We start from the raw sequence: 14,941 nt of genomic DNA, 5'->3' as shown, positions 1-14,941 counted from the left end.
TGTCTCCTCCTCGATGGGGTGGTGTGCGGGGCTCCCGTGACGTCGTCCTGCCGTCCGGTTCCTGTGATATACAATATTCCACACACAGTATTAGTCAACTATAGTCCGATCGGCGAAAACCCTGTGATGCACTGCAAGATCGTCGTGGCGGCCGGTTTGGCGTGCTTTTCGACGTGCTCAACGCTGCAGTGCATCAATCGCTGTATGCCTTCCATGCGCGTTAAGAAGTTGCTGAACACCGGACCGCATGCCTCGATAAAAGTGTTTTGACCGCCGTGAAATCTGATATACAGTATTTCAGCGCGCCCTTGGATACGCGTTTGTGGCCGCGCGCATTCCCATCAGAGGACATCAGGAGACGCAATGAACATCCACGAATATCAGGCGAAGACGCTGCTGCGGAAGTACGGCGTCGCGGTTCCAGCGGGCCGCGTCGCCTTTTCCGCGCAGGAAGCCGCCGACGCGGCGAGCGCGCTCGGCGGGCCGGTCTGGGTCGTGAAATCGCAGATTCACGCGGGCGGCCGCGGCGCGGGACGCTTTTCGAATGATCCGGACGGCAAAGGCGGCGTGCGCGTCGTGAAATCGGTGGACGAGGTACGCGAGAACGCGCAGAAGATGCTCGCATCGGTGCTCGTGACGAAGCAGACCGGGCCGGCGGGCAAGGAAGTGAAGCGTCTCTATATCGAGGAAGGCTGCGATATCGCGCGCGAGCTGTATCTCGGCATGCTGGTCGATCGCGCCACGTCGCGCATCACGATCATGGCGTCGACCGAAGGCGGCATGGAGATCGAGGAAGTGGCGCACCGCACGCCCGAGAAGATCCTCAAGGTCGCGATCGATCCGGCGACCGGGCTTCAACCCTTTCACACGCGCCAGATCGCATTCGGACTCGGCCTGAGCGGCAAGCAGGTCAGCGCGGCATCGAAGTTCATCACGGCGCTGTATCAGGCGTTCGTCGATCTCGACGCGTCCATCGTCGAAGTGAATCCGCTCGTCGTGACCGGTTCCGGCGACGTGATGGCGCTCGACGCCAAAATCAATTTCGACGACAACGCGCTCTATCGCCATCCCGACATCGAAAAGCTGCGCGACGAAGACGAGGAAGATCCCGCCGAAATCGAAGCGGCGAAACACGGGCTGAACTACGTGAAGCTCGACGGCAACATCGGCTGCATGGTGAACGGTGCCGGCCTCGCGATGGCCACGATGGACATCATCAAGCTCTATGGCGGCGAGCCGGCAAACTTTCTCGACGTCGGCGGCGGCGCGACGCAAGAACGCGTGTCCAGCGCGTTCAAGCTGATCCTGCGCGACCCGAAGGTGCAGGGAATCCTCGTCAACATCTTCGGCGGCATCATGCGTTGCGACGTGATCGCGCAAGGCGTGGTCGCGGCGGCGCGCGAAGTCGACCTGCGCGTGCCGCTCGTCGTGCGCCTCGCCGGAACGAATGTCGATGCCGGCCGCGAAATCCTGCGCACGTCCGGTCTCACGATCATCCCCGCCGAAAACCTCGCCGATGCCGCCGACAAGATCGTCAGCGCCGTCGCCGCTGCCCAACACTAACGAGGAAGCCGACATGAGCGTTCTGATCGACAGCAACACCAGAGTCATCTGCCAGGGCTTCACCGGCGCGCAAGGCACGTTTCACTCGGAACAGGCGATCGCGTACGGCACGCGCATGGTCGGCGGCGTGACGCCCGGCAAAGGCGGCACGACGCATCTGGACCTGCCCGTGTTCGACACCGTCGCCGATGCGGTCGCGAAAACCGGCGCCGACGCATCCGTCATCTACGTGCCGCCGCCCTTCGCCGCCGACGCGATCCTCGAAGCCATCGACGCGCAGGTGCCGTTCATCGTCTGCATCACAGAAGGCATTCCGGTGCTCGACATGCTGCGCGTCAAGCGCGCGCTCGCCGGCTCGAACAGCCGGCTCGTCGGGCCGAACTGCCCGGGCGTCATCACGCCGGGGCAATGCAAGATCGGCATCATGCCGGGGCATATTCATCGGCCGGGAAAGATCGGCGTCGTGTCGCGTTCGGGCACGCTTACTTATGAGGCCGTCGCGCAGACGACCGCCGCGGGGCTCGGGCAGACGACCTGCATCGGCATCGGCGGCGATCCGGTGAACGGGACGAACTTCATCGACTGCCTCGCGCTCTTTCTCGAAGACGACGCCACCGAGGGCATCATCATGATCGGGGAGATCGGCGGATCGGCGGAAGAGGAAGCCGCGCAATTCCTGAAGGAGGCGAAGACGAAAAAACCGGTGGTCGGCTTCATCGCCGGGACGACGGCGCCGCCGGGACGCCGCATGGGCCACGCGGGCGCGATCATCTCGGGCGGATCGGGCACGGCGAGCGCGAAGATCGACGCGATGAAATCGGCGGGCATCCACGTCGCGGATTCGCCGGCCGCCCTCGGCGAAACGATGGTCCACGCGATACGTTAGTGGTTCGTCCGTTTCATCGTTCAGTCGACGCGTCGTTGCTTGCGACGACGCCCGGGCAAGCGTTGGCACTATCGGTTCTGTCATTCGGAAAGCAAAAAAGGCTGCGCGGCAAACGCCGCGCAGCCTTTTTCATTATTGAACCTCAAACCGCCATCAATCCAGAAAGTCGCAATTCGCCTCGACGAACGCCGCCAGATCCAGCGAGTGCTGCTTCACGAGCCGCTCGACCAGCTCGGTATCGCGCTTTTCCAGCGCCTCGATGATGCGCATGTGATCGACGATCGAGCGCGACGCCCGGTCGCTCTGCGAGATCGTCATCTTACGGATGGCGCGCACATGCACGAAGATGTTCTTGATCGTATCGAAGATGATTTCCGACTTCGACAGCCGCACGATCGCAGAATGGAAAGCGATATTCGCTTCCGAATACTCGTCGATGTGCTCGGCGGGCGTCGAGTCACGGAAATTGTCGAACATGTGGCGCAAGTGGGCGATTTCCTCGTCCGTTGCGCGCTGCGTCGCGAGCCGCGCCGCCATGCTTTCCAGCGCCGCCCACATATGGATCATCTCGACGATCTCGCGCTTGGTCTTGCGCAAGATGTAGACGCCGCGGCGCGGCACCGTTCGCAGGAACCCTTCCTGCTCGAGCAGCGTCATGGCCTCGCGGATCGGGGTGCGCGAGACGCCGAGCGCCTCGGTCAGCTCTTTCTCGTCGAGACGGATTTCTTCCCGCGAGCGGTAGATGTCCGCCTCGGCGATCGCCTGCCGCAGCTTCGCGTACGCCTGGTCGCGCAGCGAAACCGTGGCATTGATCGGCTCCAGCGAAAGTGTGAGCCCTGACGGACGAACGTCGGGGCGAACTTCCGGCCTGTCTACGGATTGAGTATCAGATGGCATTGATGGCTTGATTTCCCAAGTGCGGACGGCCAGCGTCGACACGCTTGCCCGAACCGCCGTTCTGGTCCTCCGCCGCAAGACCGGCGAATCGACCGTGATCCTGTGCGCGCTGCAGCATGTTCTGCGGCACCGCCGACGCAATCATAAACGTAACACCCATACCCACGGCAACCAGCGCGAATCCGACAACAACCAACAGGGCGATGCTCATCTCAGGCTCCGGTTAAATCACTCAAGAGCCCTCAGTATATGCTGCATCGCAACAGCGATGCAACATATTTTGCATCTTGTATATCAGAAACAACGTTGGTGCCTTTGTCTGCAGTTTAGGCGGCTTTTTGCGATTGCGGGAGCGGCAGCGGCTTCGCCGTGCCCTGGTTCACGCCCTCACGCAGTTTGATCAATGCGAGGACCGCATCAAGCATCGGCGTGCCTACGTGAACCAGCCGGCCGATTTCCTGCACGACCGTCATCAGCGGGTCGATCTCCATCGGGCGTCCGGCCTCGCAATCCATCAGCATCGACGTCTTGTGCGCGCCGACCGCGCCCGCGCCGTTGATGCGCCGCTCCACATCGACGCGGAAGTTCACGCCGATCTTGTCGCCGATGGCCTTCGCCTCCAGCATCATCGCCTTCGAGAGCGCGCGGGTGCCGGGATCGCTCGTCAATACGTCGAGCGTCGCGCCGGTCAGCGCGCTGATCGGGTTGAAACACAGGTTGCCCCAAAGTTTCAGCCAGATTTCGTCGCGGATGTTGTCGCGCATCGGCGCCTCCATGTCCGCCTTGGCCATCATGTCGTGCAGCGCCTGAAGACGCGGCGTGATTTCACCGCTCGGCTCGCCGATCGGAAACTTCTTCCCGTAGTGATGCTCGATGACGCCCGGCTCCGCGATCTCCGCCGCCGGCAGCAGCACGCAGCCGATCGCGCGTTCCGGTCCGAACACGTCCCATTGCCGCCCGCCGGGGTCGACGCTCTGCAACTTCGTGCCTTCCAGCTCGCCGCCGTGCTTGTAGAAGTACCAGTAAGGCAGTCCGTTGACGGCCGTGACGATCGCGGTCTCCGGGCCGAGCAGCGGCGGAATCAGGTCGACGACCCCAGGAATCGAATGCGCCTTGAGCGCGATGATCACGTAATCCTGCGGACCGAGTTCGGCGGGATTGTTCGTGCAGCGCACCTTGACGACATGCTCCTCGCCATCGATCCGCAGCTTGACGCCGTTCGCCTGCATCGCCGCGAGATGCGGTCCGCGGGCGACGAAACTGACGTCCGCACCGGCGCGCGCCAGTTGCGCACCCATATAGCCGCCGATCGCGCCGGCGCCGTACACGCAGATTTTCATGGTTCGTCTCCTGAGGGTTGTAGCCTTATAGCCTTCTGATATACAAGATACTACATTCCGTATTGAGCAAGAACAAGGCGAATCGTGCGCTCGCAAACGAGCGGAAACCCGCATGCGCAAGAGGCGCCGCGGGTGCGGATGAAGAAGGGAAAGCGCCGGTCAGGCGCCGACAGCCTGACCCGAGATGAGAGTATGCGACGAGGACGCGACGATGTGTGACCACACACTGGCCGCGCTCGCGCGCAATGCGCGGCTCTTGCGCCGCACGAGCATGATCGTGCGCGACGCGTTTGGCACGAGCGGGATGAAGCGCGTCTGCGCGCTGTCGCATGCGGCGCGCGCGTGCATCGGCAGAATGCCGACGCCAAGCCCCGCTTCGGCCATGCGCGCGACCGCCGCCGGCTGCGTGAGTTTCTGACGCACCGCGCCGGTCACGCCGTGCAGCGCGAGCGCGGCTTCGATGGCGCGAAGGCTGCCGGTATCGTCATCGAGAAGAAGCAGCGGGGTGCCGCGCAGTTGCTGCCAGTCGATGCGCGCCGCGCCGCTCAACCGATGCGATACACCGACGACCGCCGCGAGGCCGTCGGCGAAAAGCGGTTCGGCGGCGAGCTCGTCGAGATTCTCCGGCGCGGCGACGAGGCCCAGTTCCGCCTCGCCCGAGCGCACGAGTTGCAGCACGGCGTTCTGCGGCCGATCCATCATCACGATCGTGATATCCGGCAAGCGCTCGTGACAGGACGCGAGCATGGCGGGCACGACGCTCGCCGTGAGACCGCAACTGCTCGCGAGATTCACGACACGCGGCTCGCCGCCCTCCTGCGCGCGCGGCCGTAGCGTCGCTTCCAGTTCTTCGACGAGCGGCGCGATGCGCGCGAGCAGCCTGCGTCCGGTGTCGGTGAGCGCGACCTGGCGCGTGGTGCGATCGAAGAGCCGCAGTGCGATTTCGTCTTCGAGTTCTCTGATGCTGCGGCTGACTGCCGATTGCGTGATGCCGAATTCGTCGCCCGCGCGCGTGAAACTGCGATGCCGCGCGAGCGTGACGAACAATCTCAGCTGATGCAGCGATACGCTGAGCGGCGGAGATTGTTCGCGCGTCATGCCTCGACGCCTTACTGAACCGTATTGCGCGAGGCGTCCCAGCCCGTCTGGAACGACGCGTTGATCGACGATTCCGCCGACGTTTCCGCGAGCGTGTTTTCGATCCAGCGCTTGCGCATCGGCGCAAGGACGAACTTCGCGCACAGTCCCGCCGCGATCGACGTCACGGCCGCCGTGATGAACACCGCGTTCCAGGAGCCGATCGACGCGAGCACCGACGCAAGCGGCACCAGCATCGACGCCGTGCCCTTCGCGGTGTACAGCGTGCCCGCGTTGGCGGCGGCGTATTTGCTGCCGAAGGTATCGGCGCAGGTCGCAGGAAAGATCGAGAAGATCTCGCCCCAGCAGAGGAACGTCATCGCCGCGAACAGCATGAAGAGATACGGATTGTGTCCGAACTCCATCAGCCCGAGCAGCGCGACGCCTTCGCCCAGGAAGATGATGAACATCGTGTTCTCGCGGCCGATCTTGTCCGAGATGAAACCGCACAGCGGGCGCGTGAAGCCGTTGCACAGGTTATCGATGGACAGGGTCATCGCGAGCAGCGGCAGCGTCACGCCGAGAAGATTCACCGGCATCTTGGCGAAGCCGTACTCCTTCGCGATCGGCCCGAACTGCGCGGTCGCGATCACGCCGCCCGCCGCGACGAACACGAACATCAGATACAGCACCCAGAAGAGCGGCGAGCGCACCATCTGTCCTGTCGTGTAGTCGATCTTCGTCGACACGATGCGCTTGGCCGGCACGATGCCCTTCGGCGGATTCGGCCGCACGAGCATCAGCGCGAGCACGAAGATACACACGCCCTGCAGAATGCCGAAGAACATGAACGCGTGCTCGTAGCCCGAGCTCTGGATCATGTTGGAGATCGGAATCACGGTGACGGCCGCGCCCGCGCCGAAACCGGCCGCCGTCATGCCCGCCGCGAGACCGCGCTTGTCCGGGAACCACTTGAGCGCCGTGCCGACGCACGTGCCGTACACGCAGCCCGCGCCGATGCCCGCGACCACCGCCCCGATGTAGAGATGGATGAGACTCGTCGCGTGCGCGTCGATGATCCAGCCGAGCGCCGCGCAGATCGAGCCGCCGATGACGACCGGCCGCGGCCCGAACTTGTCGACGAGCCAGCCCTCGACGGGCACGAGCCATGTTTCGGTGACGATGAAGATAGTGAAGGCTGTCTGAATCGCCGCTTGTCCCCAATGGTGTTTCGCATCCATCGGAACGACGAATAGGGTCCATGCGTATTGCAGGTTGGCGACCAGCCCCATGCATATGATGCCGATCACTAGCTGGAACCATCTGTTGTGGTGACGCCCGTGCGATTGCCCGGACACAACCGTGTCTGCGCTTGCCATGTCTGTCTCCGTTATGTGTCATAGCGCTCGTGCGGCGCTTGATGTGCTGCGAGAAACCGGCGCAGTGCGTCGGCGGCGGGCGGTCGGTCAGGGAACGTGCTCGGTCCGGGCGGCGTGGGCGTGAAGCCGCTTGTCGCGCAAGTCGCGCGTATTGAAATGGGCGATCGATTCGCACATCTGGCAAACATCCGCGTCAGGCGATCGAAGATACATTTCGAGCGATTCCCAATAAGGTCCGGATGGTTGATACAGCCTTTGCAGGCTTTGCGTGCTGATCAGTTCTTCTCGTGTTGCCGCGCGGCGCTTGCCGATGCTCGGGGTTTAGCATGGCCGTCCGTGCTCACCGCGACTGTCCGCCTTACAACTATGGGGACGTGAAAGCATCGTGGGGGAGAAAAACGATTAAGGAAAGTTAGAAAAAATTATTGTATAAATTAGATATCGTTAATGGATGAAGGATTGTCGTGCTTCGCAACGCCACCCTGCGTCAATTGAAGATCTTCGAGACCGTTGCACGTCGACTGAGCTTTTCCCGCGCCGCCGAGGAACTGTATCTCACCCAGCCCGCGGTCTCGACGCAGGTGAAACAACTGGAGGAGCACGCCGGTCTGCCGCTCTTCGAGCAACTCGGCAAGAGAATCTACCTCACGCCGGCCGGGAATGAAATGCTCCATTACAGCCGGGCGATCCTCGAACAATTCCGCGAAGCCGACGACGCCATGGCGCGGCTCAAGGGCATTTCGGGTGGAACGCTCAACGTCGCGGTGATCAGCGCGGGCGATTACTTCTTCCCGCGGCTGCTTGCAGCGTTCACGCAGCGTAATACCGATGTCAGGCTCAATCTTGCGGTGCACAATCGCGAAGAACTGCTGCATCAGCTTTCTGACAACCTCACCGACCTCGCCGTGATGGTGCGTCCACCGCGCGATATGGATACGGCCAATGTGTCATTCGCGCCGCATCCGTATGTGATCGTTGCGCCGCCCGATCATCCGCTCGTCGGACGGAGGAACATGCCGCTCGAAGCGCTGGCCGACGAGCCGTTCATCGTCCGTGAGCGCGGTTCGGATACATGGAATTCGATGGAGGAAGGTTTCGCCGGCAGGCTTTCGAACCTGAACGTCGCGATGGAAATCACGAGCACGGAGACGATCAAGCAGGCTGTGATCGCCGGCATGGGTCTGAGCTTTCTATCCGCGCATACGATCAGCATGGAACTGCAGGTCGGGAAGCTGGCGGTGCTCGATATCGAGGGTTTTCCCGTGATGCTCAACTGGTTCGTCGTGCATCGGAACAATAAGCGTCTGCCGCCGGTGGCGCTCGCGTTCAAACAGTTTCTTATCGAGGAAGGCGCTGCGCAGATCGAAGCCATCACCCAGATCGTCGCGAAAACCGGCAAGCCCAACTCATAACGTTCAATGAATAGATAAGCGAAAAAAGTTTAACTGTCGTATATGGATCATGTTTTCTATCCTGCATTCATGCCCCACGGCCATACAGGAGACGATCATGAGCCATGCAACGTACAGCGATGACCGCGAAATTCAGGCGCAGGTCTGCGCATTCAATACCGCTTTCGAAGAACTCGACCTGATGTTCCGTTGGGATGCGCAGACTTATCTCTCGCTCGCATCGGCCGACAGCGACTACGGGAAAATTGCGCAATACATCGAGACCCACTCTCCGCATCTCTTGAAGGCGTATAGCGCGGAGTTTCTCTGCCAGGCGATCGTCGAGCGGAAAAATTCGACCATTGAGGCGTGCCGGCAAAACACGGTTCAGTATGAAGACAGCACGCAACGGGCGCGGCTTTGGAGAGCGCGCGACGAGGCAACGGCGCGCGTCTGAAGGCGCTTCAATATCAATAAAGGCGGCCCGGGAAATCCCGGACCGCCTTTTTGCGCTTTGTGCATTTTTACGCCTCGCCGCGGTTGCCCGCGGCGGCCTCGATCTTACGGCGTCAGCGCAACCCAGACCGCCTTCGGCTCGGTGAAGTTCTCGATGGCGACGTCGCCATGCTCGCGGCCGAAGCCGGAATCGCCGCCGCCGCCCCAAGGCAGGCGCACGTCCGTGAAGCCGTAGGTATTCACCCAGACCGTGCCCGCCTTGAGTTCGGCAGCCAGGCGATGCACGCGGCCGATATCCGCGCTCCACACGCCCGCGGCGAGGCTGTATGCGGTGCCGTTGGCGATGCGCAGCGCGTCGGCTTCGTCGTCGAAGGGGATGACGCTCGCGACCGGACCGAAGATTTCTTCCTGCGAGATACGCATTTCGTGCTCGACCTTCGCGAACACCGTCGGCTCGACGAAATAGCCGCGCTCGCCTGAGCGCCTGCCGCCCGTCACGAGCGATGCGCCCTCCCCTTTGCCGATGTCCACATAGTCCAGCACGCTCTTCATCTGCTTGGCGGAGATGAGCGGGCCCATATTGGTTTCCCGCTTCGACGGATCGCCGAGTTTGATCGTCCGCGCGCGCTCCGCGAGCCGCTCGACGACTTCGTCGTAGACCGCGCGCTGGGCGAGAATCCGCGAGCCGGCGGAGCAGACTTGTCCGGCGTTGAAGAAGATGCCGGAGGCCGCCGCGCGCACGGCGCCATCGAGATTCGCGTCCGCGAAAATCACGTTGGCGGACTTGCCGCCGAGTTCGAGCGTGACACGCTTGAAGTTGCCTGCCGCGCCCTGCAAAATGCCGCGCCCGACCGATGGCGATCCGGTGAACGTCACTTTGTCGACGCCCGGATGCGCGACGAGCGCGTCGCCGACGACCGAGCCTTTACCGGTCACGATATTGAGCACGCCCGGCGGCAAGCCGGCTTCCAGCGCGAGCCGCCCTACCATCAGCGCGGAAAGCGGCGTGATTTCGGCGGGCTTGACGATCAGCGTGCAGCCGCACGCGAGCGCGGGCGCGATTTTCCACATGCCGATCATGAGCGGGAAATTCCACGGCACGATCGCCGCGACGACGCCGACGGGTTCGCGCACGGTGTAAGTCAGCGCGTCGGGGCGCGCAGGCACGACCTGGCCGTTGATCTTGTCGCACCAGCCGGCGTAATACGCGAGCGTATCGATGGCGGCGGGCACGTCCTGGCGCTGCACGCCCGCGATCGGCTTGCCTGCGTCGAGACTTTCGAGCGCCGCGAGTTCTTCCTGATTCTCGCGCAGCAATTCGGCGAGCTTCATCAGGATCCGGCCGCGCTCGGCGGCACGGATCGCGTTCCACGGTTTGAGGGCGGCGCGCGCGGCCTGCACGGCGCGGTCGACATCGGCGGACGTACCCTGTGCCACGCGGGAAATCGGGTTCTCGGTGGCCGGATCGAGGTTCGTCGAGTACTCGCCTCCGCTCGGTGGAACGAATTCGCCGTTGATCAGCAATTCGTAGCGCTTCAGTTCCGTGGTGCTGTCCATGTCTCGCTCCGTGTGTTTTTCCGAATCACTTTATGTTGAAGCAGAAAAACCATCCATGAAAGCAAAACATTTTTATTGTTTATATAGGCCGGAATGTATGGACGGATATAGCGGCGGCCGGTTCGATCCCGGCGCAACGAGTCATCTCCTCGCCTCCTTCGACAGGCGAAGCGATACGAGCGACTCGTCGCATGGCTTCGGACATCGGGCGGCGCTATACTTGCCAGCCTTTCGTTTTTCTCGAGTCTTCAAGCAATACATATGAACGCACTACCTCCCTGCCCCAAGTGCCATTCCGCATTCACTTATGAAGATGCGGGCATGTATATCTGCCCCGAATGCGCGCACGAGTGGTCTGCGCAGACGGACACCGCATTGGAGCCCGCCGCGAAGATTTATCGGGATTGCGCTGGAAACGTCCTTCACGATGGCGACACCGTCACTGTCATCAAGGATCTGAAGCTCAAAGGCGGTGGCGGCGTCGTCAAGATGGGCACGAAAGTCAAAAACATTCGCCTCGTCGATGCCGATCACGACATCGACTGCAAGATCGACGGCTTCGGCGCCATGAGCCTCAAGACGGAATTCGTCAAAAAGGCTTGACGCACGCTTCCTTCACTGTTCGTTTGCATCCCGTATAGATCGAGATTCAACGCGAGACGCGCGCGGGCGGCCGATATCCCGGAATCTGACGCAACGCGCGGTCGCACGCCGCCGAAAGCGCGGCAAGCCGCTCGACGTTCGCGCGCATGTCGAGCTGCGTGCGCGCGATAGTCTCGCGAATCTCTTCAAGCCGGGGCAAGATGCGCTCCGCGATCACGCCGCCCTCGTCCTTTTGTTCGAGACACGCTTGTGCATCCTCGCGTGCTTCGTGCAGTTCCATCACCGAAACCTTGTTCTGCGCGAGAAGACGCGCATAGGTTTGCGCCAGTTCGCCGAGACCCATCGATTGCATTCGCGCGACGAAATCCCGCGTCGATCGATAAGCGAGCTCGCCCGCGTCATAGGCCATGAATTGAGCGTCGAGGATGGAAAGCGAGAGGCGCCCTTCGGGTGTTGCGAATTCGAGCTTGGTCGGCATGATGCGGCGGCAGGTTTTGATGTACCCGAATTCTATAAAGCCGACCGGCATGCGCTTTTCGGACGACGCCGAAAGTCACTGCGAAAGCGCGCAATGCATCGTTGCGGACCAAACGCCGAATATTCAACATCCCGAAACGATGACTTTCCATTGAGCCATATTTCGATATGCACCGCCCGATCGGATTTAATCTAACCGTTACACGAGCCGCATCTCGACCACCACCATTTCCGGCTTGAAAAGATGTATTTCCTGTATCAATAATGGATGCGTCTTTCGCGCTGGCCTTTCCACGATGCCAACCGAGATCCGTCGTGCCCATGGATGAGAACAACGAAATACGCAAGTCCGAAGAGTTGCGCAGCTTTCTGTTTCTGACCGTCGTCATGGTTCCCGTGCTCACGGTCATGATCATTGCCGCCTATGGCTTCATGGTCTGGTTCTACCAGATGCTGATCGGCGGCCCTCCGCATCATTAACGAGCGTCGCGACTATTTCAATCAAATGGATCTCGAGCCCGTCGATAGCAATGATCGTTTCGCCGATAAGACGGATGAGTCTTGCGAATATCACATCGCCGGCGTCGTTGTATACGCACGAATAGAAGCATTGCCGAGCGTCACGCAGGCGCTCACCGCATTACCCGGTGCACAGGTTCACGGATCGAGCACCGACGGCAGGATCGTGCTCACGCTCGAAGCGGACCGTTCGTCCTGTGTCGCCGACCAGTTGCACGCGGCGCAATCGATACCCGATGTGGTAAGCATCGCGCTCGTCTACCAGCATCACGAACACGCCGATTCGCTGAACGAGGATATCGCCGATGAAACTGACTCGTCGCGCGTTCATTAAGCAGACGGCCGCCGCCACGGCCGCCGCGTCCGCGGGCATCACGCTGCCCGGCATGGAGGCCGTCGCCGAGAGCGACGACATCGCGTGGTCCAAGGCGCCGTGCCGGTTCTGCGGCACGGGATGCGGCGTGCTCGTCGGCGTGAAGGGCAATCAGGTGGTCGCGACACAGGCGGACCCGCAAGCCGAGGTCAATCGCGGGCTCAACTGCGTGAAGGGCTACTTCCTCTCGAAGATCATGTACGGCCAGGATCGCCTGACGACACCGCTCATGCGCATGAAGGACGGCAAGTTCGACAAGAACGGCGAGTTCCTGCCCGTCTCCTGGGACGTCGCGTTCAATGTGATGGCCGAGCAGTTCAAGCGCGTGCTGAAGGAAAAAGGGCCGACTGCCATCGGCATGTTCGGCTCGGGGCAATGGACCGTGTGGGAAGGCTATGCGGCCGTCAAGCTCATGAAAGCGGGCTTTCGAAGCAACAACATCGACCCCAACGCGCGGCACTGCATGGCCTCGGCCGTGACGGGCTTCATGCGCACCTTCGGCATGGACGAGCCGATGGGCTGCTACGACGATATCGAGGCAACCGATGCCTTCGTGCTCTGGGGCTCCAACATGGCCGAGATGCATCCGGTGCTATGGACGCGCGTGACGGCGCGGCGGCTGTCGAACCAGAACGTGCGCGTCGTCGCCCTCTCGACATTCGAGCATCGTTCGTTCGATCTCGCCGACGAGACCATCGTCTTCACGCCGCAATCCGATCTCGCGATCATGAATTACATCGCGAACTACATCATCAGGAATGGCAAGGTGAACCGGGCGTTCGTCGACAAGCACACGAATTTCAGGAAGGGCAATACGGATATCGGCTATGGCTTGCGGCCGGACGATCCGCTGCAAAAGGCGGCGAAGAACGCCGGCGACCCGAACGGCTCGCAGCCCATCGGCTTCGAAGAATTCGCGCGGTTCGTCTCGCGCTATGACGCAGCCTATGTGACGAAGCTCTCGGGCGTGCCGAAGAACAAGCTCGACCAGTTGGCGCAGCTATACGCCGATCCGAAGACCAAAGTCGTGTCTTTCTGGACGATGGGCTTCAACCAGCACACGCGCGGCACATGGGCCAACAACATGGTCTACAACCTGCACCTGCTGACGGGCAAGATTTCGACGCCGGGCAACAGCCCGTTCTCGCTCACGGGACAGCCTTCGGCGTGCGGCACGGCGCGTGAAGTCGGCACGTTCTCGCATCGGCTGCCCGCCGACATGGTCGTGACCAACCCGAAGCATCGCGAGGAAGCCGAGCACATCTGGAAGCTGCCGAGCGGAACCATTCCCGACAAGCCGGGCTTTCACGCCGTCCAGCAGAACCGCATGCTGCACGACGGCAAGATCAACGCCTATTGGGTGATGGTCAACAACAACATGCAGGCCGCCGCGAACATCAACAACGAGGCGCTGCCGGGGTATCGCAAGGATTCGAATTTTGTCGTCGTGTCGGAGGTTTATCCGACGGTCACGGCCGTCGCCGCCGATCTGATCCTGCCGTCGGCGATGTGGGTCGAGAAAGAAGGCGCATATGGCAACGCGGAGCGGCGCACGCAGTTCTGGCATCAGCTGGTGCAGGCGCCCGGGGGCGCGCATTCGGATCTCTGGCAACTCGTCGAATTCTCCAAGCGCTTCAAGGTCGAGGAAGTCTGGCCCGCCGAACTGATCGCGAAGAAGCCGGAGTACAAGGGCAAGACGCTCTACGACATCCTTTATCGAAACGGCCAGGTCGACAAGTTTCCCGCATCGCAAGTGGACGCGAAGTATCGCAACAACGAAGCCGCGGCGTTCGGCTTCTACATCCAGAAGGGGCTCTTCGAGGAGTACGCGAGTTTCGGGCGCGGACATGGTCATGATCTCGCGCCGTTCGACATGTATCACCAGGCGCGCGGCATCCGCTGGCCGGTCGTCGACGGCAAGGAAACGCGCTGGCGCTACAAGGAAGGATCCGATCCCTATGTGAAGGCCGGCGCCGACTGGCAGTTCTACGGCAATCCGGACGGCCGCGCGGTGATCTACGCGCTGCCCTACGAGCCGCCCGCCGAATCGCCGGACAAGGAATATCCGTTCTGGCTCGCGACCGGCCGTGTGCTCGAACACTGGCATTCCGGTTCGATGACGCGCCGCGTGCCCGAGCTCTATCGCGCGTTTCCGAACGCCGTGTGCTTCATGCATCCCGATGACGCGAAGGCACTCGGCATCCGGCGCGGCGTGGAAGTGCGCGTGATATCCCGGCGCGGCGAGATGCGCACGCGCGTGGAGACGCGCGGCCGCGACAAGCCGCCGCGCGGGCTCGTGTTCGTGCCGTGGTTCGATGCGAGCCAGCTCATCAACAAGGTGACGCTCGACGCGACCGATCCGATCTCCTTCCAGACCGACTACAAGAAGTGCGCGGTCAGGATCGTGCGGGTCTAGGAGCACG

Annotated in this window: 15 protein-coding genes; 8 read left to right on the top strand and 7 right to left on the bottom strand. The window is 61.9% G+C overall.

Annotated features, from left to right (window positions below; translation table 11 throughout):
• Window positions 1-363: 363 nt before the first annotated feature.
• Together sucC and sucD are read left to right on the top strand one after the other, a co-directional pair.
• A complete protein-coding gene (sucC, locus tag NCT32_RS15220; protein ID WP_061118263.1) occupies window positions 364-1,563 on the top strand; it encodes an ADP-forming succinate--CoA ligase subunit beta in 1,200 nt (399 codons plus the stop codon).
• A 13-nt stretch (window positions 1,564-1,576) separates the two neighbouring features.
• Window positions 1,577-2,449, top strand: coding sequence for a succinate--CoA ligase subunit alpha (gene sucD, locus NCT32_RS15215; RefSeq protein WP_061118374.1), 873 nt, complete (start codon window positions 1,577-1,579; stop codon window positions 2,447-2,449).
• Between the two features lie 153 nt (window positions 2,450-2,602).
• Here sucD and NCT32_RS15210 read toward each other — a convergent pair whose 3' ends face one another.
• The 5 genes from NCT32_RS15210 to oxlT all read right to left on the bottom strand — a co-directional run bounded on the left by NCT32_RS15210 (window position 2,603) and on the right by oxlT (window position 7,142).
• Entirely contained in the window at window positions 2,603-3,346 is a 744-nt protein-coding gene (locus tag NCT32_RS15210) for a GntR family transcriptional regulator (protein WP_061118264.1), read from the bottom strand.
• Entirely contained in the window at window positions 3,336-3,557 is a 222-nt protein-coding gene (locus NCT32_RS15205) for a hypothetical protein (protein ID WP_061118265.1), read from the bottom strand. Before NCT32_RS15205 ends, NCT32_RS15210 begins: the two co-directional genes overlap by 11 nt.
• Window positions 3,558-3,672: 115 nt before the next feature.
• Window positions 3,673-4,686 carry a 2-dehydropantoate 2-reductase gene (locus tag NCT32_RS15200; protein ID WP_061118266.1) on the bottom strand — a complete coding sequence of 338 codons (1,014 nt, stop codon included), beginning with the start codon at window positions 4,684-4,686 and terminating at the stop codon, window positions 3,673-3,675.
• A gap of 159 nt (window positions 4,687-4,845) precedes the next feature.
• The gene (locus NCT32_RS15195) at window positions 4,846-5,784 is read right to left on the bottom strand and encodes a LysR family transcriptional regulator (protein ID WP_061118267.1); all 939 of its coding nucleotides are present in this window, start codon (window positions 5,782-5,784) and stop codon (window positions 4,846-4,848) included.
• A gap of 11 nt (window positions 5,785-5,795) precedes the next feature.
• The gene (gene oxlT, locus NCT32_RS15190; RefSeq protein ID WP_061118268.1) at window positions 5,796-7,142 is read right to left on the bottom strand and encodes an oxalate/formate MFS antiporter; all 1,347 of its coding nucleotides are present in this window, start codon (window positions 7,140-7,142) and stop codon (window positions 5,796-5,798) included.
• Window positions 7,143-7,606: 464 nt separating this feature from the next.
• Here oxlT and NCT32_RS15185 point away from each other — a divergent pair, with 464 nt between their 5' ends.
• Both NCT32_RS15185 and NCT32_RS15180 read left to right on the top strand, forming a co-directional pair.
• Window positions 7,607-8,554, top strand: coding sequence for a LysR family transcriptional regulator (locus NCT32_RS15185; RefSeq protein WP_061118269.1), 948 nt, complete (start codon window positions 7,607-7,609; stop codon window positions 8,552-8,554).
• Between the two features lie 97 nt (window positions 8,555-8,651).
• Window positions 8,652-8,990, top strand: a complete 339-nt coding sequence (locus NCT32_RS15180; protein WP_061118270.1) for a hypothetical protein — start codon at window positions 8,652-8,654, stop codon at window positions 8,988-8,990.
• A 104-nt stretch (window positions 8,991-9,094) separates the two neighbouring features.
• On the opposite strand, the gene NCT32_RS15175 is transcribed toward NCT32_RS15180, so the two are convergent.
• On the bottom strand, window positions 9,095-10,546 hold the full coding sequence (locus tag NCT32_RS15175) for an aldehyde dehydrogenase family protein (protein WP_061118271.1): 1,452 nt from the start codon (window positions 10,544-10,546) through the stop codon (window positions 9,095-9,097).
• A 261-nt stretch (window positions 10,547-10,807) separates the two neighbouring features.
• Between NCT32_RS15175 and NCT32_RS15170 the strand changes: the two genes are divergently transcribed.
• A complete protein-coding gene (locus tag NCT32_RS15170) occupies window positions 10,808-11,149 on the top strand; it encodes a zinc ribbon domain-containing protein YjdM (protein ID WP_061118272.1) in 342 nt (113 codons plus the stop codon).
• 46 nt (window positions 11,150-11,195) lie between these two features.
• Here NCT32_RS15170 and NCT32_RS15165 read toward each other — a convergent pair whose 3' ends face one another.
• Window positions 11,196-11,627, bottom strand: a complete 432-nt coding sequence (locus tag NCT32_RS15165) for a hypothetical protein (protein ID WP_061118375.1) — start codon at window positions 11,625-11,627, stop codon at window positions 11,196-11,198.
• A 320-nt stretch (window positions 11,628-11,947) separates the two neighbouring features.
• Here NCT32_RS15165 and napE point away from each other — a divergent pair, with 320 nt between their 5' ends.
• From napE to napA, 3 genes are read left to right on the top strand one after another with little or no spacing between them, the layout of a single operon-like run.
• Window positions 11,948-12,106, top strand: a complete 159-nt coding sequence (napE, locus tag NCT32_RS15160) for a periplasmic nitrate reductase, NapE protein (protein ID WP_061118273.1) — start codon at window positions 11,948-11,950, stop codon at window positions 12,104-12,106.
• A gap of 25 nt (window positions 12,107-12,131) precedes the next feature.
• Complete coding sequence (locus tag NCT32_RS15155; RefSeq protein WP_061118274.1) at window positions 12,132-12,479, top strand: chaperone NapD; 348 nt, start codon at window positions 12,132-12,134, stop codon at window positions 12,477-12,479.
• Window positions 12,451-14,934, top strand: coding sequence for a periplasmic nitrate reductase subunit alpha (gene napA, locus NCT32_RS15150; RefSeq protein ID WP_061118275.1), 2,484 nt, complete (start codon window positions 12,451-12,453; stop codon window positions 14,932-14,934). Before NCT32_RS15155 ends, napA begins: the two co-directional genes overlap by 29 nt.
• Window positions 14,935-14,941 lie beyond the last annotated feature (7 nt).

The organism is Caballeronia sp. INML2 (assembly GCF_023631365.1).
Lineage (GTDB): Bacteria > Pseudomonadota > Gammaproteobacteria > Burkholderiales > Burkholderiaceae > Caballeronia > Caballeronia turbans.
Note: the sequence above shows the minus strand (reverse complement) of the source record. Positions and strands in the feature narration are given on the sequence as shown.